This window comes from Curtobacterium sp. L6-1 (genome assembly GCF_018885305.1).
Taxonomy (GTDB): domain Bacteria; phylum Actinomycetota; class Actinomycetes; order Actinomycetales; family Microbacteriaceae; genus Curtobacterium; species Curtobacterium aetherium.
This window is the reverse complement of sequence record NZ_CP076544.1, coordinates 3,197,859-3,217,802: the sequence shown is the minus strand read 5'-3', so window position 1 is coordinate 3,217,802 and position 19,944 is coordinate 3,197,859. Positions and strand designations below refer to the sequence as shown.

Sequence of the window (19,944 nt, the reverse complement as noted above, 5' to 3'; positions counted from 1 at the left end):
AGTCCCTTCAGGCCGCTGCTGCGGCGAGTTCGGCGGCCTTCTCGGCCGCGTCGTCCATGGTCGCGGCGACGGTGACGAGCGGGTGTGCCGCCTCCGCCAGGATCCGGCGACCCTCGTCCACGTTGTTGCCGTCGAGGCGCACGACGAGCGGCTTGGTGGCCGCGTCGCCGAGGATGCCGAGCGCGGCGACGATGCCGTTCGCGACCGCGTCGCAGGCGGTGATGCCGCCGAACACGTTCACGAAGACGCTCTTGACCTGCGGGTCACCCAGGATGACGTCGAGGCCGTTCGCCATGACCTCGGCCGAGGCGCCACCGCCGATGTCGAGGAAGTTCGCGGGCTTGACGCCGCCGTGGCGCTCCCCGGCGTAGGCGACGACGTCGAGGGTCGACATGACGAGCCCGGCGCCGTTGCCGATGACGCCGACCTGGCCGTCGAGCTTGACGTAGTTGAGACCGTGGGCCTTCGCCTTCGCCTCGAGCGGGTCCTCGCTGGCGGTGTCCTCGAGCTGCGCGTGCCCCTCGTGGCGGAAGTCGGCGTTCTCGTCGAGCGTGACCTTGCCGTCGAGGGCCAGGATCTGCCCGTCGCCCGTGCGGACGAGGGGGTTCACCTCGACCAGGGTGGCGTCCTCACCGGCGAAGACGTCGTAGAGCTTGACGAACACACCGGCGACCTGCTCGACGAGCTCGCCGGGGAACCCGGCCTGGCGCGCGATGGCCTCGCCGGCTTCCTGGTTGATGCCGGTCAGCGGGTTCACCTCGACGCGCGCGAGCGCCTCGGGCTTCTCGACCGCGAGCTGCTCGATCTCCATGCCGCCCTCGACGCTGACGAGCGACAGGTACGAGCGGTTGGCCCGGTCGAGGAGCACCGAGAAGTAGAACTCCTCGGCGATGTCCGCACCCTGGGCGACCATGACGCGCTGCACGGTGTGGCCCTTGATGTCGAGGCCGAGGATCGCCTGCGCGTGCGCGAAGGCCTCGTCCGGGGTCTTCGCGACCTTGACGCCGCCGGCCTTGCCACGGCCGCCGACCTTGACCTGCGCCTTGACGACCACGACGCCGCCGATCTGCTCGGCCGCCGCCTTCGCCTGTTCGGGGGTGTCGGCGATGATCCCCTGGAGGACGGGGACGCCGTAGGACTCGAAGAGGTCCCTGGCCTGGTACTCGAAAAGATCCACGCTGTTCTTCTTCCCGCACGGTTCGTGCGATCGGCATCGGTGTCCGGTCGCGCCTCCACATCGAGGGTCGCTCGATGTCGAGACAACGGCCGCGACCGAGCCTAGCGCTGGCAGGTGGACGCGCGGTGCCCCGGTGGAGAACGCGCTGCCCCGCGCCGCCGCCGACCCCTGTCGTCCGGGGTACGCCGTCTCCGGGCGACCGACCAGGCCGGATCGTGCACCGTCGATCGGGTGCAGAACGAACTCCGTACCCGTACCGCCGAGGTCTTCGGTTGGGAACTCCGCGACGCGCAGGAGACCGTGGTCGACGCCGTCCTCGAGGGCCGCGACGCCCTCGCCCTCATGCCGACCGGCTCGGGCAAGTCCGCGATCTACCAGGTCGCCGCCCTCGCACTGGACGGCCCCGTCGTCGTGGTCTCGCCCCTCGTGGCCCTGCAGGAGGACCAGGTCGTGGGGATCGAGGACCACCCGGACGCACCCCGCGCGGTGACGATCAACGCGACCCGGGCGCACCGCGAGCTCGAGGACGCGTGGGACGCCGTCGCCTCCGGGGAGGCCCGCTACGTCTTCCTCGCGCCGGAGCAGCTCGCCAAGGACGAGGTCGTCGACAGGCTCCGGGACGCCGGCGTCGCGCTCGTCACCGTCGACGAAGCACACTGCGTGTCGAGCTGGGGCCACGACTTCCGCCCGGACTACCTCGTGCTCGGCGAGGTCGTCGAGCGCCTGGGCTGCCCGCCGGTGCTCGCCATGACCGCGACCGGTTCGACGCCGGTGCGCGCCGAGATCGTCGAGCGGCTCGGCATGCGCGACCCGCTCGTGGTCGCCACGGGCTTCGACCGTCCGAACCTGCGCTTCGAGGTGCAGCGGCACACGGACGAGGACGAGAAGCGTGAAGCCGTCATCGCCCAGGTCGCGGGGCTCGAGGGTGCCGGCATCGTCTACGTCGCCACCCGCGCCGAGACCCTCGTGTACGCCGACGAACTCGTCGAGAGGGGCCGACGGGCGAAGGCCTACCACGCGGGGCTCCGGGTGCGGGACCGCGAGCACGTGCACCACGAGTTCCTCGACGGCGACCTCGACGTCGTCGTCGCCACGAGCGCGTTCGGCATGGGCATCGACAAGCCGGACGTCCGCTTCGTCGTGCACGCCGACGTGCCCGAGTCCGTCGACGCGTACTACCAGGAGGTCGGTCGTGCCGGGCGGGACGGGGACGTGGGCCTCGCGACGCTGCACTACCGCTCCGAGGACCTCGGACTCCGCCGCTTCTTCGCCTCGGGGTCACCCCGACCGGCGTCGCTCCGGGCCGTGTTCGACGCGGTGCCCGCCGACGGCAGCATCGCCCGCTCCGAGGTCGCCGGACGGTCCGGCCTCGCCGCACGCACCACCGGCCGCGTCGTGAACGCCCTGGTCGACGCCGGTGCGCTCGTCGACGACCGGGACGGCCTGCGCCGCACGGCGGACGGGCCGAGGGACGCCGAGGCGGCGGCCGCGCTCGCGAAGGACCACGCGAAGGAGCGGGAGCGCGTCGAGGAGTCCCGCATCGAGATGATGCGGCGCTTCGCCGAGACGTCCGGGTGCCGCCGCCAGTTCCTGCTCGGCTACTTCGGGGACGAGCTGCCCGAGCCCTGCGGCAACTGCGACACGTGCACGGCCGGCACCGCGACCGGGGCCGACGCGCACGGCGCCGACGGGTCGCACGACGCCGAGTGGCCGCCGGACGCCCCCGTCGAGCACGCCGAGTGGGGTCGCGGCACGGTCATGAGCACGGAGGACGACCGCGTGACGGTGTTCTTCGAGTCCGCCGGCTACCGCACGCTCGGCCTGGCCGACGTCACGGAACGACACCTGCTCGAACGGGTCTGAGCACCCGGCGGCTCCGAGCACCCGGCGGCTCCGAGCACCCGGCGGGTCCGGCCGCTCCGGCGGTCCGGCCACCAGGTCGGGGGAAGGCGCGGTCGCTCGACCACCCGTCGGCGACCGCGCTCCACTCCCCCGAGCACAGGCAGTAGACACCGCCCCGATGGCGCGCAGGTGACCTCGGGGTGAACGGTTCGCGAACCGGACGGTCCGCGACCGCCCGTCCCCCGGGCACCACGGGCTCTCCCACCGGACGGGCGTAGGCAGGACCGCGCACGACCTGATCCGAAAGGGGCGCCACGTGAGCGCAGCACAGAACCAGCAGGCACAGGAACGACTCGGCGAACTCCTCGAGCAGCGGGCCTTCGACCGCTTCGGCGAGGTCTGGGCCGAGGACGTCGTCGACCACGACCCGGCACCGGGCCAGGCACCCGGCCTCGCGGGCATCGTCGACTTCTGGACGGAGTTCACGACCGCGTTCCCCGATCTGTCGCTCCAGCCGGACCCGCTCGTCGTCGCGCACGAGCACATCACCGCCGTCTTCACGATCCGCGGGACCCACAGCGGCCCGTTCCAGGGTCACGAGCCGACCGGCCGGACCTTCGAGGTCCGCGGCATCCAGGTCTCGAAGTTCCGCGACGGCAAGATCGCCGAGCGCTGGGGCGCGACCGACGAGAAGGGCCTCGCCGCCCAGCTCGGCCTCGACGGCGACTCCGCCGGCGCCTGACCGACCCCGACCACCCGCGACAGAAGGAGCACGACATGTCCGACCCCGGAACCACACCCGCCGACCAGTCCGGCGACCTCGGCGCCGAGCGCCGCGACGACGACGTCGACCGCGAGCACGTCGGCCCGTACGAGACGGACGACGCCGAGGAGGCGCTCGAGACCGTGACGAACGACGCCGTCGCCGGCGAGACCGTCGAGCCGCAGCTCGGTGACGGCACCGACGACGGCCCCACCGGCGGTGCGCCCCGCGAGGGGTCGCCCGACCTCTGGGAGCACGACGGCGACGAGGACCGCCCCGACCTGGGCGGCGACCTCGGCACGAAGCCGCTCTGAACGACGTGACCGACCGACGGACGGGAGGCGCCGCGCACGACGCGCGGACCGCCTCCCGTCCGTCGCGTGGTCGCGACGCGCGCCGGGACCGTGCCCTGCACCGGTTCCTCACCGACAGCACGCCGGTCGTGTCGGGCGGCCGGGCGATCCTGCTGCAGATCGCCGACCCGGTGGTCGCCACCGGTGTCCGGCGGCACTCCGACTTCGCCCGGCGACCCCAGCAACGCCTGGTGCACACCCTGATGTACGTGTACGCGGTGGTGGTCGGCACCCCCGAGGACGCCGCCCTCGCCGCCTCGTTCGTGGACCGCGCGCACCGACCGGTCGCCGGCGCCGACGAGGTCGACCGGCAGCTCTGGGTCGCGGCGACCCTCTACGACTCGGCGATCCGCACGCACCGGCTCCTCGGGACGACGATCGACGACGACCGTGCCGAGGCCGTGCTCCGTGCGTACGCGCCGCTCGCCACCGCCCTCCGGGTGCCGGAGGAGCGCTGGCCCACCTCGGTCGCGGCCTTCGAGACGTACTGGGCGACCGCCCTCGCCGGCCTGCGCGTCACCGACGACGCCCGCGGCGTGGTCCGCGACCTGCTGCACCCGCGGCTCGCCCCGCTCTGGGTGCGCTCGGCGATGCCGCTCGTGCGGATCGTGACCGTCGGACTGCTCCCCGCTCCCCTGCGGGCGCAGTACGGCTTCGCCTGGGGTCCTCGGGAGCAGCGACGGTTCCGTCGCGCCGTGGCCGCCCTGCGGACGGTCCGTGCGGTGCTGCCAGCGCCCCTCCTGCGGCTGCCGAGCCCGCTGCTGCTCCGGGCGATGCGGAGGACCGCCGAGCGGCACCGCTCCCGGCGCTGACCGTTCCGGCGCGACCGGGTCGTTCTCGACACAAGTTATTGTCAACCTGACAAGAACCGTGTTACGGTCGGGTCATGGCAGTCGAACTCAGCACCCGGACCCGCTCCGGCCACGCGGCACCCACGACGTTCTCCACCATGCGGTTCCCCGCCGGTGAAGCCCACGTCAAGGTCGCGGCTCCGTCCAGCGAGCAGCACGACGCCGACCCGGGCGAGCTCGTCGAGATCGCGACCCTGCGCGGCACGAGCGGCGACGACCTCCTCGTGCTCGGCATGTGGGCCGACGCCGTCCGGCAGCGCGGGTCCCGCTCCGTCGCCCTCGTCCCCTACCTGCCCGGCGCGCGTCAGGACCGCGGCATCCCGTTCGGCGCGAAGGTGTACGCCGACGTGCTCAACGGGTTCCACATCGACCAGGTCGTCGCCTTCGACCCGCACTCGCCGGTCATCGTCGGCCTGGTCGACAACCTCACCGTCGTCGCGAGCGACCGCATCGTCCGTGACGAGGTCGTCGGCGCTCCCGGCACCGAGCAGCGGTACCAGGGCATCATCGCCCCGGACGCGGGTGCCGTCGCCCGGGCCACCGCCGCGGCCGACGCCTGCGGCCTCCCGGTGTTCCGCGCCGAGAAGCACCGCAACCCCGACACCGGCAAGCTCGACGGCTTCAGCTGCGAGCCGCTGCCCGAGACCGGCCGGTTCCTCGTCGTCGACGACATCTGCGACGGCGGCGGCACGTTCATGGGCCTCGCCGGCAGCACCGGCCTCCCGAAGGAGCGCCTCGGCCTCTGGGTGTCACACGGCGTCTTCTCCGGCCGGGCGCCCCAGCTCGCCGAGCACTTCGGGGAGATCGTCACGAGCGACTCCTACCCCGCGCAGAACCCCGTCGAGGGTCTGCGCACCGTCCCCCTGACCCCGTACCTCACCGAGGAGATCCGATGACCGCCACCGACACCACCGGCACGACCGGCCTCGAGCCCCGCACCACCACCGCGAGCCCGATCGCCGCGCTCCTCGCCGTCGACGGGTACAAGCACTCGCACCGGCAGCTCTACCCCGAGGGCACGACCCGCATCCTCATCAACTGGACGAACCGATCGAACGGGCACATGCCGGACTCGACGCACGCGGTCGTGTTCGGACTGCAGGCCTTCGTCCAGCGGTACCTCGTCGAGGCCTGGGCGCCCTTCTTCGCCGCCGACGAGGACCTGGTCTGCGACCTCTTCCAGCAGGCGCTCGAGGGCTACTTCGGCCCGAACCACATCGGCGTCGACCACGTCCGCGCCCTGCACCGCCTCGGGTACCTGCCGCTCGAGATCCGCGCGCTCCCCGAGGGCACCCTCGCCCCGATCGGCGTCGCGACCCTGACCGTCGAGAACACCGTCGACGCGTTCTCGTGGCTGCCGAACTACATCGAGACGGCGCTGTCGGCGTCGATCTGGCACCCGTCCACCGTCGCGACGAAGGCCCTCGAGTACCGCGACCTCATGGAGGACTGGGCCGAGCGCACCGGGGCGGACCCGGCGAGCATCGACTTCGCCGCGCACGACTTCTCGTTCCGCGGGCAGACGAGCATCGAGTCCGCGGCCTCGTCCGGCGCCGGACACCTGCTCTCGTTCCTCGGCACCGACTCGATGCCGACGCTCGACCACATCGCCCGCTACTACCCCGGCGACAACGGCTGGGTCGCGGCGAGCGTCCCCGCGACCGAGCACAGCGTCATGTGCGTCCGCGGTGCCGACGGCGAGCTCGAGACCTTCCAGCAGATCCTCGACGTGTACCCGACGGGCATCGTCTCGGCGGTGAGCGACGGCTTCGACCTGTTCAAGGTCGTCACCGAGGTGCTCCCGCAGCTGCACGACCGCATCACCGGCCGCGACGGCAAGCTCGTCATCCGCCCCGACTCCGGCGACCCGGTCGACATCGTCACCGGCACCGTGCACGGCGTCGACCAGGCGGCGCTCACCGACCCGGCCCGCAGCCACGAGGAGAAGGGCGTCGTCGAACTGCTCGACGAGCTGTTCGGCCACACCGTGAACGAGCGCGGGTACAAGGTCCTCGACCGGCACGTCGGCGTGATCTACGGCGACAGCATCACCCTCGACCGCGCCCGCCGGATCTACGAGCGCCTCGCGGCGAAGGGCTACGCGAGCGACAACATCGTGCTCGGCATCGGGTCGTACACCTACCAGTACATGACCCGCGACAACCTCGGCAGCGCGGTCAAGGCCACGTGGGCCCTGGTCGACGGCCGGCCCGTGGACATCCAGAAGGACCCGAAGACCGGCAGCGGCAAGAAGAGCGCGAAGGGTCGCATCGCCCTGCACCGCGACGAGACCGGCGAGATCCGGCAGACCGACCAGGCGACGCCGGAGGACGAGGCGACCAGCCTGCTCCAGCCGGTGTGGGTCGACGGACGCTTCACGGTCCTCCAGTCCTTCGCCGACGTCCGCGAGACGCTCCGCCGGGAGCGCGCCGACCGGGCTGCCCGCCGGGCGGCGACGGCGTGACCGCGGCCGGCCCGGCGGCGGTCCGCGACCAGCCGCTCATCGCGGTGGACGTCGTCCTGGTGTCCGCCGCCGGCGCAGCGGTCGCCGGCCGCGACGACGCACCGACGGGACTGCGGGTCGCGACCGCCCGGCGTCGGTACGAACCGTTCGCCGGACGGGAGGCCCTGCCCGGCGTCCTCCTGGACGGTGCGGAGCTCCTCGCCGACGGTGCGCGGCGCGCGCTGCGGACCAAGACCGCGGTGGACGCGGCGGCGGTCCGCCACCTCGCGCAGGTCGGTGCGTTCGACGGGCCGGACCGCGACCCGCGGAGCACGGCCATCAGCGTCGCGTTCCTCGCCGTGGCCGGGTCCGACACCGCCGGCGACGGGACCACCTGGCACGACGTGGTCGGCCTGCCCCTGGGGCTGCCGTTCGACCACGACCGGATCATCGCGGCGGCACTCGACCACGCGCGGACCCGGCTCTGGTCGGACGTGCCGCTCACGCGGGCGCTGCTCGGTGAGCGCTTCACGACGCCGGACGCCGCCCGCCTCGTCGTCGCGCTGACCGGTACGAGCCCCGACCCGGGCAACCTGAACCGTGCCCTCCGCACGAACCCGGCGCTGACCCGGGTCGACCCGACCGCCGCGGCCGCCACCCGCGCCGGTCGGGGCGGCCGTCCCCCGGCAGCCTGGACGTGGGTCGGCTGAGCACGGTTGAGTGGACCCATGTCTGCTTCGCTGTCCGGTGACGACTCCCTGCACCTGCCCGAGTTCGACGCACCGCCCGCGTCCCCGCTCGACCTCGCACGGGTCTGGCTCGACCAGGCCGGCGAGCACGAGGTGTCCGAGCCGCTCTCGATGACCCTCGCGACCGCGGGCACCGACGGCCGGGTCAGCGCCCGCACGGTCGACGTCAAGCGGATCGAGGACCGCGGCCTCGTGTTCGGCACCTCCGCCCTCAGCCCGAAGGGACGGCAGCTGGCGGACAACCCGCACGCGGCCCTGCAGGTCTACTGGCGCGAGACGATGCAGCAGCTCCGGTTCGAGGGGCGCGTCGTGCGGCTCCCGGACGCGGAGTCGGACGCGCTGTTCGCCGACCGCTCGCCGAAGTCCCGCGCCGCCACCGCCGTCGCCGACCAGTCCGCCGTGCTCGAACCGCGGACGCTGCAGGACCTGATCGACGACGCGAACGACCTGCTCGAGCAGTCCGACGACGACGTCCCGCGCCCGGCCGGGTGGGACGCGTGGCGGCTCGAGCCCGACGTGGTGGAGTTCTGGCACGGCAGCCGCGACCGGATGCACCGACGGCTGCAGTACGTGCACGCCGACGGGTCGTGGACGGCCACGCGCCTCCAGCCCTAGTCCACCGCGGTCGACCCGGCCGCACCGGGCGTGGTCGCGACCCGACCGGTGCCCCGGCCGATCGGGTTCGGCATCGCCCCCGCCCGGATGAGCGACGACGACTGGTCGGCCAGGTCCACCATCGTCAGCGTGTTCCGCAGCTGCAGCCGGTTCAGGCAGGAGTGCTCGAACGTCGGTACGCGCAGGTCGAGCGGACGTCGGCGGTCCGGGTGCTCCGCGGCGTGCCGGTCGACGCACTCGCCGACGAGCTCCCAGAACGCGGCCCCCGGCAGGACCCCGTCGTCGTCGAGCACCGCGGCCAGGAACCGCAGCACCCCGTCGAACACGTCGGTGAACACGGCGAGCGCGGCCTCGTCGTCGTCGACCGGGTGCAGGATCCGCGCGATCCCGTCCGGGACGGGGCGGTCGTCGTGGGCACCGAGGACGACCACCTCCTCGCCGATGTCCTTCACGAACGCACCGGTCACGGCTCCGTCGCGCACGACGAGCACGAGGTTCTCGCCGTGCGGCATGAACGCCAGGTCGTGCTCGGTGAGGCAGTGCACGACGGGCCGCAGGTAGGCGTCGAGGTACCCGCGCACCCAGTCCGCCGCGGCCAGGCCGGAGGCGCGCACGAGCTCCGACACCACCGCGTGCCCGTCGGCGTCGCGGTGCAGGAGCGCCGCCATCGTCAGGAGCCGCTCCCCCGGTGCCGTCCGCGGGACGGGGCTCTCCCGCCAGAGCGCGGCGAGCATCTTCCGCTGGGGCGAGGCGACGTCCACCCGGTGGTACGCGTCGCCGGTGTACCCGATGGCCGCGTGCTCGCGGAGCACCCGGAAGCCCGCGTCCCGCAGGGCCGGGTCCCCCGCGACGATCGTGGCCACCCAGTCGTTCACGGCGGGTGTCGTGCGCATGTACGCCGGGGACATGCCTCGGAGGAAGCCCATGTTCTGCACGGCGAGCGCGGTCTTGACGTAGGACCGGTCGGGACGGGACCGGTTCAACGCCGTGCGGATGGACTGCTGCGGCTGGTGCAGGTCCGGCCCCTCGCCGAGGTCGACGAGGTCCTGGCGGCCCAGGTCCGGTGCGAAGGTGACGGCGATCCGGTGCTGCCACTGCCAGGGGTGCACCGGCAACCAGACGAAGTCGTCCGGGTCGAGGCCGCGTCGGCGCAGGGTCCGTCGGAACCGGGCGACGGTGTCGGGGTCGAGCTCGCCCGCCCAGTGCCCGTCCTCGGTGCGGTCCGCGGCGAGCGCCAGGTGCGTGTGCTCCCGACGGGCCGCGAGCCACCGGTACCGGAAGCGGCCGCCGGACTCCGGGGCGTAGGCGCGGTACTCGTCGAGTCCGAACCCGATCCGGCCGTTCGCCGCGACGAACGCCGGGTGGCCCTCGGTCATCGCGGCCTCGACGTCCTGGAACCCCGCGACGAGGTCCCCGTCCCGCCGTCCGCGCGCGAGCTGTCCTGCCGAGGGGCCGCCGCGTCGGTGCTTCGCCGCGGCGCTCGCGAGGGTGGAGGCGACCTCCTCCAGGTACGTGCCGAGCAGGGTGTCCGGGATGCCGAGCACCTCGCGCAGCTCGAGGACGAGGTCCTGCGCGTCGAGCGGGAGCGGACGGCCGTCGACCGCGGTCCGCGCGAGGCTGCCCTCGTCGATCGACCAGTGCTCGAGCGCGTGCCGGCGGGCGTGGAACCGGTACCGCGCGGCACCGGTGTCGAGCAGCCAGCCGTCGCCGTCCGGGCGGGGTGCGACGAGTCGCTCGTGCGTGAACTCCGCGATCGCCTTCGCCACGAGGTGCCGCTGCGCCACGTCGAGGTGCTCCGGCCGCAGGTGGGCGCCCGGTCCGTCCTCCTCGGGCGCGTGGTCACCGTCCGGCCCGCCGTCTGCTGCGGGAGTCCGGGCGGTGTCCAGGACCGACAGCAGCGCCCGCTTGCCGTCGACGTCGACCTCGCGCAGCACCCGGAACCCGACCTCGGCGTTCTTGGCCTGCACAGCGGTGTTCCGGACGTCCGGTTCGACAACGATCCGTCGGGCACCGAGGGCGTCGCGGCAGTGTCCGACGACGGCGCGCATCACGGCGCTCGTCAGGCCGTGCACGCGCCCCGTGGCCGGCGGCGGCGCGACGAGGAGGTGCATGCCGACGTCCCCGGGCTCGGCGGGCCAGACGTCGACGAGCAGCACGACGGCTGGGTCGTACGTCTCGACGTACGCGCACGGTCCGCCGTTCCGCAGGACGAGCCACCCGTCCTGCGCCGGGTCGGCTCGCACCGCGTCGAGGTACCGTCGCGCCGCGTCCTCGTCGAGGTGCTGCATGCCCCACCACGAGGACGCCGGTGCCGCCAGCCAGGACCGCACCAGGGGCGCGTCCCGTGCCGGGTCCACCGGCACCACGGTCAGGAGGCCCGGCCCCGCGTCCGTCGCGTCGGTGTCGGTCCGGCGGGCCGTCGCGGCGGTGTCGGTCCGGCGGCCCGTCGGGGCGGTGGTGGTCCCGACGGCCGTGGCGGCGTCCGCCGGGCCGGCGGCGGTCCCGACGGCCGTGGCGGTCGGTCGGGTGGTCCCGTCCGACGTGGTCCGGCTGGCCGCGCTCATGCGGGGACCCCCGCGCGCTCGGCCCGCACCGAGGCGGGCAGGCCGAACTCCTGGAAGGCGACCCGTGCCTCCAGGCCGTAGGCCTCCCGACCCGTGACGGACCGGATGATCGACGCGTTCCGCCACGCCCCCATGCCCAGGTCGGGCGCGGTCAGCCCGTGCGTGTGCTCCTCGGCGTTCTGCACCCAGATCCGGCCGCCGAGCGTGTCGACGTGGTGGTCGCGGGCGACGGCGAACCGTCCGCGGGAGTCCCGGGCCACCAGGTGCTCGACCGGGTCGAGGAACCGCGGGGGGCGCGGTGTGTAGCCGGTGGCCAGGACCAACCGCTCCACCTCGTGCTCGTACGTCTCGCCGAGCTGCTCGTGCCGGAGCGTCAGCCGGTAGGCCCCGCGGTCGGCGTCCCACGTGGCGGCGGTCACGCTCGTCTCGGTCCGGAGCGTCGTGGGGACGGGGCCGCGCGCGCTGATCCGGTACAGGGCGTCGTGGATCGCGCTGACCAGGTCGGCGCTGATGCCCTTGTACAGGCTGCGCTGCTCGCGGCCGAGCCGGTCGCGGACGGCCTCGGGCAGCGCGTGGAAGTGGTCGGTGTACTCCGGGCTCGTCATCTCGAGCGTGAGCTTGGTGTCCTCCATCGGGAAGAACCGCGGCGACCGGGTGATCCAGTCGAGCCGGTACCCGCCGTCGCGGATGCCCTCGAGCAGGTCGCGGTACACCTCGGCGGCGGACTGCCCGCTGCCGACGACGGCGACGGACCCCGCGCTCCGGAGGGCGTCGCGGTGCGGCAGGTAGTCGGCCGAGTGCACGACCGGGCCGGCCAGGTCGCGCAGCGCCGCGGGCACCGACGGCTCGGTCCCGACGCCGACGACGACGTGGCGTGCCCGGTACGTCTCGGGCCCCGCGGCCGTGTCGGCGTGCACGGTGAACACGTCCTGCGCGGTGTCGTGCTCGACGGCGACGACCCGGCGGCCCCAGCGGAGGGTGTCGAGCCGGTCGGCCGCCCACCGGCAGTAGGCGTCGTACTCGCTGCGGAGGGGGTGGAAGTCCTCGCGGATGAAGAACGGGTAGAGCCGGCCGGTCTCCTTGAGCCAGGCCAGGAACGAGAACGGCGACGTCGGGTCGGCCATCGTCACGAGGTCGGCGAGGAACGGCACCTGGATCGTGGCGTCGTCGAGCATCATGCCGTGGTGCCAGGCGAAGCCGTCGGCGGCGTCGAGGAACACGGCGTCGAGGTCGTCGAGCGGGTCGGTCAGGCACGCGAGACCGAGGTTGAACGGGCCGATGCCGATCCCGATGACGTCGTGCACGCGGGTGGCGCTGGCGCTGGCGCTGGTGCTGGTGCTGGTGCTGGTGCTGGTGCTGGTGCTGGTCATCGTGCTGCTCCGTCCGTCCGCGTCGCGGCGGCCGTCCGCGTCGTGGAGGCCGTCCGCGTCGTGGAGGCCGTCCGCGTCGTGGAGGCCGTCGGCGTCGCGGCGCCTGCCGCGGCCGGGCCGGCGCTCGGGGTGAGCTGCGGCTCCCACGTCGCGGCACGCAGCCGTTCGGCGGTGGCCACGACGTGGTCGAGGGAGGCGCGCATCTGCTCCACCGTCGTCGCCGGGTCGAGGAGGGTCAGCTTGTTGCACGGCCGACCGGCGATCACCGTCTTGGCGACGAGCACCCGCCCCTCCGCCAGCAGTGCGGCCCGCAGCGGCGCGACCATCGCGTCCGCCTCGTCGTCCGTGACGCCCGCGGGCTGCCAGCGGAACAGCACGGTGCTCAGCTGCGTCGGCGCGACGAGCACCAGGTCCGGGTGCGCCTGCACCACGGCGTGGGTCGCCGCCGCCAGGTCGACCACGGCGTCGAAGGCACGTCCGATCGCGTCGGCCCCGGAGGCGCGGAGCGTCGCCCACAGCTTGAGCGCGTCGAACCGGCGGGTGGTCTGCAGCGACTTGTCGACCTGGTTCGGCTCGGCGGCGTCCTCCGGGTTCAGGTAGTCGGCGTGCCAGGAGGCGCGGTGCAGGTCCGCCGGGTCGCGCACCACGAGCACGCTCGAGGACACCGGCTGGAAGAACGACTTGTGCAGGTCGGTCGTGACGCTCCGGGCGCGCTCGATGCCGGCGAGCAGGTGCCGTCGGGTCGGCGAGACGAGCAGCCCGCACCCGTAGGCGGCGTCGACGTGGAGCCAGACGTCCTCGAAGTCGCACACGTCGGCGATCGGGGCGACCGGGTCGATCACGCCGCGGTCAGTCGTGCCGGCGGTCGCGACCACGGCCATCGGGCTGCGGCCGTCGGCGCGGGCGTCCGCGATCGCGAGGGCCAGCGCCGCGGGCAGCATCCGGCCGGCGGCGTCGGTGGCCACGTCGACGACGGCGCTGTCCGGCAGGCCGAGCAGACGGGCGGACTTGCGGACGCTGAAGTGCGTCTCGGCCGTGGCGAAGAGCGCGAGGTCGGCCAGGTCCGAGGTGCGGTCGGCGCGGAACGGGCGGTCGGCGCGGTCGCTCCGGTCGGAGGCTGTGGTCCCGGTTTCGGTTCCGGCCCCGGTTCCGGCCCCGGTCGCGGTCGCGGTCGCGGTCCCGGTCTCGGTCCCGGCCCGGGTCGCGGTCGCGGGGGCGGTCGCGGGGGCGGTCGCGGGGGCTGCCGTCGCGGCTTCGCGGGCCAGCAGGAGCGCCTGCAGGTTCGACTGCGACCCACCCGAGGTGAACACCCCGTCACCCGCGGCGAACCCGATCCGTCGGGCGAGCCAGTCGACGACGTGGCGCTCGATGTCCGTACCGATGCGGGACTGGTCCCAGGTGTCGACCGAGGGGTTCACGGCGGCGAGGACGGCCTCGGCGGCGACCGCGGGCAACGCCACCGGGCAGTTCAGGTGTGCCAGGTAGCCCGGCGTGTGGAACCAGACGGCCTCGCGGACGAAGAGGTCGTCGAGTTCGGCGAGGGCCCGGTCCGTACCGATCGCCGGGGCGTCGAGGTCCACCGCGGCCACGCGCTGGTGCAGCTCGGCGGCCGGGGTGCTCGTCGTCGGCAGGTCGGCGGCCGCGATCCGGTCGGCGAGCCGGTCGACCGTGGTGCCGACGGCCTCCCGGTAGTGCTCGGCGGTCTCGGGCCTGATCAAGTGGAGCGTGTTCATGTTAGGTGAGGCTAACCTCACCTCTCCTGCCTGTCACCCGTTCGGGGCACCGGGCGTGGCGGACGCGAGCGGTACTCGACAGCAGACGTTTCACGAGCAGGGCGTGGCGGCAGCGGTACGGTCGGAGCATGGCGCGAGCGACACCGATCAGCGTCCGGACCGCGGTCGGGACCGATGCCCCGGGCATCGCCGCCGTGCACGTGCAGGCCTGGCGCGAGGCGTACGCGCACCTGCTGCCGGCAGCCTTCCTCGCCTCGCTCGACCCCGTCGCCCGCAGCATGCGCTGGAGCCGGATCATCGCCGACCCGTCGGTCACGGTCTGCGTCGCCGAGCACGAGGGCGTGGTCGTGGGCTGGGCGACCGCGGGCCCGGGGCGCGATGCGGAACCGGTGCGCGACCGTGAACTCGAGGGCATCTACGTCCTCGCGTCGGAGCACGGCACCGGGACCGGTCAGGCGCTCCTCGACGCCGCGGTCGGGGACGCCCCCGCGTTCCTGTGGGTCGCCGACGACAACCCGCGTGCGCAGGCGTTCTACCGACGCAACGGGTTCCGGCGCGACGGGGTCACGAAGACCCAGCGGCTGGGTGACGAGGAGCTGCTCGCCGCCCGGATGGTGCGCTGAGCCGGAGCGCTAGAGCTTCTCGATCGGGGCGATCTTGATGAGGAGCTTCTTGCGACCGGCGCTGTCGAACGCGATCTCGGCGATGCGCTTGGCACCCTGCCCGGAGACCGCCGACACCGTGCCCTCGCCGAAGTCGACGTGCGTGATGCGGTCGCCCGCCGCCAGCTCCATGTCGCCGTTGTCGCGGACCTGCCCGGACACCCGGTTGGCCCACTCGGTCTTCGGCTTCGTCTTCGCCGCCGCGGCCGCGCGGTCGTAGGACCCGCCGCCCCAGCCGCCGCCTCCGCGGTAGCCGCCGCCCCCGCCGCTGCCGCCGAAGCCCCCGTCGCGCTTGGCGTTCAGCGCGCGCGGCTGCGTGCCACCGCGACTGTTCGCCATGCCCGGGGACTGCTTCCACTCGATGAGCCCCTCGGGGATCTCCTGCAGGAAGCGCGACGGCATCGCCACGTTCACGTCACCGAACTGCGCGCGGGTCATCGCGAGCGACAGGAACAGGGACTTCTTGGCGCGGGTGATGCCGACGTAGAACAACCGCCGCTCCTCCGACGGCCCACCGGGCTCGTTCGCGGACATCCGGTGCGGCAGCAGGTCCTCCTCGACGCCGGTCAGGAACACGGCGTCGTACTCCAGGCCCTTCGCGGTGTGCAGCGTCATGAGCGAGACCGTGCCCGAGGAGTCGTCGAGCTCGTCGGCCGCGGCCACGAGGGACACCTCGGTCAGGAAGTCGGCGAGCGTGCCCTCGGGGTTGTTCTTCTGGAACTCCCGCGTCACGGCGACGAGTTCGTCGATGTTGTCAGCACGGGCGGCGTCCTGCGCGTCCGGCGACTTCCGGAGCTGCTCGAGCAACCCGGAGCCGTCGAGGAGCTGCGTCAGGGTGTCGACGACGGGCTGGTCCGCGGCCTTGGCGGCGACCTCGTCGAGGAGCCCGGCGAACGAGGTGATCGCCGTGCGCACCTTCGGCCCGAAGCCGAGCTCGTCGGCGTGCCGCAGGGCCTCCCGCAGCGACACCTCGTGCTCGTCGGCGTACCGCTGCAGCGTGGTCTCGGTCACGGCGCCGATGCCGCGCTTCGGCACGTTGAGCACGCGCCGGAGAGACAGCGGGTCGGCTGGGTTCGCGACGGTGATCAGGTACGCCATCGCGTCCTTGATCTCGGCGCGCTCGTAGAACTTCGTGCCGCCGAGCACCCGGTACGGGATCGCCGCACGGATGAAGATCTCCTCGAGCGCACGCGTCTGCGAGTTCGTCCGGTAGAACACCGCCATGTCGCGGTAGTCGGTGCCGTCCTCGTGCAGCCGCTGGATCTCGTCGGCGACGAACTGGGCCTCGTCGTGGCCGGTGTACCCGGTGAACCCGACGATCTTGTCGCCGGCGCCGACGTCGGTGAACAGGTTCTTCGCCTGACGGTCGAAGTTGTTCGCGATGACGGCGTTCGCCGCGTCGAGGATGTTCTGCGTCGAGCGGTAGTTCTGCTCGAGCAGGATCACCTTCGAGTTCGGGAAGTCCCGCTCGAACTCGACGATGTTGCGGATGTCGGCGCCGCGGAAGGCGTAGATGGACTGGTCGGAGTCACCCACGACCGTCAGGGACGCCGGGGCGATCGACCCGTCGGTCTCGCGCATCCGCTCGACGTGCTGCCCGGCGTCCTCGAGCTTGTCGACCTGGTCGACCGGCACGGGACGGGTCAGCTCGCGGATCAGGGCGTACTGCGCGTGGTTCGTGTCCTGGTACTCGTCGACCAGGACGTAGCGGAACCGACGCTGGTACAACGCGGCGACCTCGGGGAACGCGCGGAACAGGAACACCGTCTGCCCGATGAGGTCGTCGAAGTCGAACGCGTTCGCCCGGCGCAGCTCGTTCGTGTAGCGCCGGAACACCTCGGTGAACATGACCTCTTGCGGGTCGTCGGTGTTGATGTTCCGGGCGTAGGTGTCGATGTCCTGCAGCTCGTTCTTGAGCTTCGAGATCTTCGATGCCGCCGCCCCGACCGTCAGGCCGAGCGAGTCCGCTTCGAGGTCCTTGATGATCCGCTTGAGCAGCGCGCGCGAGTCGGCGGAGTCGTAGATGGTGAACGACTGCGGGAACCCGAACCGCTCGGCTTCGCGGCGCAGGATCCGCACGCACGCCGAGTGGAAGGTCGAGATCCACATGCCCTCGGCCGCCTGCCCGACCAGGGCCTGCACCCGCTCGCGCATCTCGGCCGCGGCCTTGTTGGTGAACGTGATCGCGAGGATCTGCGACGGCCAGGCTTCACGGTTGGCCAACAGCAGCGCGATGCGGCGGGTCAGCACGCTCGTCTTGCCCGACCCCGCACCGGCCACGATGAGCAGGGACTCGCCGCGGTACTCGACGGCTTCCTTCTGCTGGGGGTTCAGCCCCGTGGTGAACGGGTCCTCGTAGGCACGGTCACGCGCGCCGGAGCCGTCGCTGCGGCCGGGCGTCGAGTCGGAGGGGTCGAGCACGATCGTCATGTCCGGGACAGTCTAGGCGCGACCCACGACACGCATCAGGCCCGTCCGGCTCGTTCCGCGACGAGCGATCGGGCCCGGACGGCGAGGTCCGCGTGGTCGGCGAACGCCCCGTCGACCCCCGTCCGCAGGACCGAGGTGAACCACCGCTCCCAGTCGCCGTGCGCAGCCAGGTCGCCGCCGCGCCGGAGCACGGCCGGCAGGAACCGGTTCTCCGGCCGGAGCGTCCACGTGTACATGGCGAGACCGGCCGCGTGTGCCCGGTCGACGACGTCGCTGCGCACCGGTCCGGGATCGTCGACGGCCCTCGTGTCGACGCCGGCCATCAGCGTCGGCAGGTCGACGCTGATGCCGTCGAACTCGGTGGCGAGCGCCGCGAGCGCCGCGTCCGTCCGCTCGGCGGCGTAGGTCGGGGCGGCGGGACCGCCGGCGGCGACCTCGTCCGCGGCCGCACCACGGGCCTCCTGGAGGTACACGAGCCGCCCACCCGTGCCGAGCGCGGCGACCTCGCGGAGGACGCCCTTCTCGAACGACTCAACCGTCAGACGGTCGTCGCCGCGCCACCCGGCGTCGCCGAGGACGCCGTCCAGCAGGGACGCCATCGGGAAGCCGGCGTCGGCGAAGGCGGTGGCGTGCTTGACCTCGGCCACGAGGCCGACCCGCCGCGGGGCGGCGTCCAGGATCGCGAGCAGGTCCTCCAGGCGCAGGACCGTGTCCTCGCCGTCGTGCTGCCGGGAGGCACGGCGCAGCTCCGGCAGGCGCTCACGGGTCCGCAGGGTCCGCAACTCGGCCCAGGTGAAGTCCTCGGTGAACCAGCCGGTGAGGCGCTTCCCCTCGATCGTCTTCGTCGTCCGTCGGTCCCGGAACTCCGGACGGTCGGCGACGTCGGTCGTGCCGGAGACCTCGTTCTCGTGCCGGAGCACCAGGACGCCGTCCTTGGTGGGGACGAGGTCCGGCTCGATCGCGTCGGCACCGAGCTCGACGGCGAGTTCGTAGGCGCTGCGGGAGTGCTCGGGGCGGTACCCGGAGGCCCCGCGGTGGGCGATGACGAGCGGCTGCATGCAGGCGACGATACGGAGCGCGGGTGAACGGCGCCGACGTTCAGCGCGCACGCGGGGACCGCTCGGTGGACCGACAGCGAGCCTCAATAGGCTCACGCGCAGGAGGACCCGGAACCGTTCCGCTTCCCGCGAATCCACAGCCATCGAGCCACCAGGGCCCGTACGCTGTGAGGACACGAAGGAACGGCTCTGCCGAACTCCTTCCCGAGCCCACGAGCCGATGCCATCCGGGTACCGGCTCCACGACTCCACACCAGAGGAATCAGAGGACACCATGGCCTTCAAGCCCGGTTTCGACCAGTCCCCCGCCTTCAACGACGCGGGCCGGAACGCATGGGGCGCCGGCGCGAACGCACAGCAGGGCGGCTACCCGCAGCAGGCGTACCCCCAGCAGGGCGGCTACCCGCAGGCGCCGTACGGCCAGACCGGCTGGGGACAGGCACCGCAGCAGCCCGGCATGTCGCCGGACCAGCTCCGTGACATGTACGACCGCCCGTCGGCGAACAAGGTCGACACGGACCGCATGTCGTACGAGGACACCATCGTCAAGACGCTCCTGGCGTTCGGCGTGCTCATCGTCGGCGCGGTCGCCGGGTGGAACCTGCCGCCGGTCGTCTGGATCGTCGGCGCGCTCGTCGGGTTCGTCCTCGCGCTGGTGAACACCTTCAAGAAGAAGCCGTCGCCGGGTCTCGTGCTCGCCTACGCGTTCTTCGAGGGGCTCTTCGTCGGTGGCATCTCGGGCATGTACAACACCATGTGGGACGGCATCGTCACGCAGGCCGTGTTCGGCACGCTCGGTGTCTTCGCGGTCACGCTCCTGCTGTTCTCGTCGGGCAAGGTCCGTGCGACCCCGAAGGCCACGAAGTTCTTCCTCGTCGCGATCGTCGGCTACATGGCGTTCTCGCTCGTGAACGTGGTGCTCATGTTCACCGGTGTCACGCAGAGCGCGTTCGGGCTCCTCGGCGTGACGGTGTTCGGCATCCCGCTCGGTGTCCTGATCGGCATCTTCGTGGTGCTCATGGCGGCGTACTCGCTGATCCTCGACTTCGACCAGATCAAGACCGGTGTCCAGCGGGGCGCTCCCCGCATCTACGCGTGGACGGCGGCGTTCGGGCTCATCGTGACGCTGGTCTGGCTGTACCTGGAGATCCTGCGCATCCTGGCGATCATCGCCAGCAGCTCGCGCAACTAGCACCCGATCGACCCCGAAGGGCCCCGGCTTCCGCCGGGGCCCTTCTTCGTGCCCAGGGCGCGCGGCGTCCCGGCGCCGCCCGCGCCCCTGCGGCCGCGCCCGCGCGCCCCGCGCGCCCGCGCCCGCACCCGCCGAAGTCGCA

General features: G+C 72.9%; 16 protein-coding genes. 10 read left to right on the top strand and 6 right to left on the bottom strand.

Features of this window, described 5'->3' with window-relative positions; all coding sequences use genetic code 11:
- Nucleotides 1-7: 7 nt before the first annotated feature.
- Nucleotides 8-1,177, bottom strand: coding sequence for an ADP-forming succinate--CoA ligase subunit beta (gene sucC, locus KM842_RS14930; RefSeq protein WP_216259568.1), 1,170 nt, complete (start codon nucleotides 1,175-1,177; stop codon nucleotides 8-10).
- A gap of 231 nt (nucleotides 1,178-1,408) precedes the next feature.
- On the opposite strand from sucC, the gene KM842_RS14925 reads away from it, so the two are divergent.
- The 8 genes from KM842_RS14925 (at nucleotide 1,409) to KM842_RS14890 (ending at nucleotide 8,793) form a co-directional block, all read left to right on the top strand.
- Nucleotides 1,409-3,040 (top strand): RecQ family ATP-dependent DNA helicase, encoded by a 1,632-nt coding sequence (locus KM842_RS14925; RefSeq protein ID WP_216259567.1) that lies wholly within the window; start codon nucleotides 1,409-1,411, stop codon nucleotides 3,038-3,040.
- Between the two features lie 295 nt (nucleotides 3,041-3,335).
- Complete coding sequence (locus tag KM842_RS14920; protein WP_216259566.1) at nucleotides 3,336-3,761, top strand: ester cyclase; 426 nt, start codon at nucleotides 3,336-3,338, stop codon at nucleotides 3,759-3,761.
- A 35-nt stretch (nucleotides 3,762-3,796) separates the two neighbouring features.
- Nucleotides 3,797-4,096 carry a hypothetical protein gene (locus KM842_RS14915; protein WP_216259565.1) on the top strand — a complete coding sequence of 100 codons (300 nt, stop codon included), beginning with the start codon at nucleotides 3,797-3,799 and terminating at the stop codon, nucleotides 4,094-4,096.
- A 5-nt stretch (nucleotides 4,097-4,101) separates the two neighbouring features.
- Entirely contained in the window at nucleotides 4,102-4,947 is an 846-nt protein-coding gene (locus tag KM842_RS14910) for an oxygenase MpaB family protein (RefSeq protein WP_216259564.1), read from the top strand.
- A gap of 74 nt (nucleotides 4,948-5,021) precedes the next feature.
- Complete coding sequence (locus tag KM842_RS14905; protein ID WP_216259563.1) at nucleotides 5,022-5,882, top strand: ribose-phosphate pyrophosphokinase; 861 nt, start codon at nucleotides 5,022-5,024, stop codon at nucleotides 5,880-5,882.
- The gene (locus KM842_RS14900; RefSeq protein WP_216259562.1) at nucleotides 5,879-7,450 is read left to right on the top strand and encodes a nicotinate phosphoribosyltransferase; all 1,572 of its coding nucleotides are present in this window, start codon (nucleotides 5,879-5,881) and stop codon (nucleotides 7,448-7,450) included. Before KM842_RS14905 ends, KM842_RS14900 begins: the two co-directional genes overlap by 4 nt.
- The gene (locus KM842_RS14895; RefSeq protein ID WP_216259560.1) at nucleotides 7,447-8,139 is read left to right on the top strand and encodes an NUDIX hydrolase; all 693 of its coding nucleotides are present in this window, start codon (nucleotides 7,447-7,449) and stop codon (nucleotides 8,137-8,139) included. Before KM842_RS14900 ends, KM842_RS14895 begins: the two co-directional genes overlap by 4 nt.
- A gap of 18 nt (nucleotides 8,140-8,157) precedes the next feature.
- Complete coding sequence (locus tag KM842_RS14890) at nucleotides 8,158-8,793, top strand: pyridoxal 5'-phosphate synthase (RefSeq protein WP_216259558.1); 636 nt, start codon at nucleotides 8,158-8,160, stop codon at nucleotides 8,791-8,793.
- On the opposite strand, the gene KM842_RS14885 is transcribed toward KM842_RS14890, so the two are convergent.
- The 3 genes from KM842_RS14885 to KM842_RS14875 are packed head-to-tail and all read right to left on the bottom strand — an operon-like array spanning nucleotide 8,790 to nucleotide 14,460.
- Nucleotides 8,790-11,357 carry a GNAT family N-acetyltransferase gene (locus KM842_RS14885; RefSeq protein WP_253206154.1) on the bottom strand — a complete coding sequence of 856 codons (2,568 nt, stop codon included), beginning with the start codon at nucleotides 11,355-11,357 and terminating at the stop codon, nucleotides 8,790-8,792. The two genes, KM842_RS14890 and KM842_RS14885, sit on opposite strands and share 4 nt — an antisense overlap.
- Nucleotides 11,354-12,727, bottom strand: a complete 1,374-nt coding sequence (locus KM842_RS14880; protein WP_216259557.1) for a lysine N(6)-hydroxylase/L-ornithine N(5)-oxygenase family protein — start codon at nucleotides 12,725-12,727, stop codon at nucleotides 11,354-11,356. The genes KM842_RS14885 and KM842_RS14880 overlap by 4 nt, the downstream gene beginning before the upstream one ends.
- Nucleotides 12,724-14,460 carry a pyridoxal phosphate-dependent decarboxylase family protein gene (locus KM842_RS14875; protein WP_253206153.1) on the bottom strand — a complete coding sequence of 579 codons (1,737 nt, stop codon included), beginning with the start codon at nucleotides 14,458-14,460 and terminating at the stop codon, nucleotides 12,724-12,726. The genes KM842_RS14880 and KM842_RS14875 overlap by 4 nt, the downstream gene beginning before the upstream one ends.
- 128 nt (nucleotides 14,461-14,588) lie before the next feature.
- On the opposite strand from KM842_RS14875, the gene KM842_RS14870 reads away from it, so the two are divergent.
- Nucleotides 14,589-15,083 carry a GNAT family N-acetyltransferase gene (locus tag KM842_RS14870; protein ID WP_216259556.1) on the top strand — a complete coding sequence of 165 codons (495 nt, stop codon included), beginning with the start codon at nucleotides 14,589-14,591 and terminating at the stop codon, nucleotides 15,081-15,083.
- 9 nt (nucleotides 15,084-15,092) lie between these two features.
- Here the strand turns inward: KM842_RS14870 and KM842_RS14865 are convergent, their stop codons facing one another.
- Nucleotides 15,093-17,552 (bottom strand): ATP-dependent helicase, encoded by a 2,460-nt coding sequence (locus KM842_RS14865; RefSeq protein WP_216259555.1) that lies wholly within the window; start codon nucleotides 17,550-17,552, stop codon nucleotides 15,093-15,095.
- Between the two features lie 35 nt (nucleotides 17,553-17,587).
- The gene (locus KM842_RS14860; RefSeq protein WP_216259554.1) at nucleotides 17,588-18,610 is read right to left on the bottom strand and encodes a glycerophosphodiester phosphodiesterase family protein; all 1,023 of its coding nucleotides are present in this window, start codon (nucleotides 18,608-18,610) and stop codon (nucleotides 17,588-17,590) included.
- Nucleotides 18,611-18,884: 274 nt separating this feature from the next.
- Between KM842_RS14860 and KM842_RS14855 the strand changes: the two genes are divergently transcribed.
- Entirely contained in the window at nucleotides 18,885-19,802 is a 918-nt protein-coding gene (locus KM842_RS14855; protein ID WP_216259553.1) for a Bax inhibitor-1/YccA family protein, read from the top strand.
- Nucleotides 19,803-19,944 lie beyond the last annotated feature (142 nt).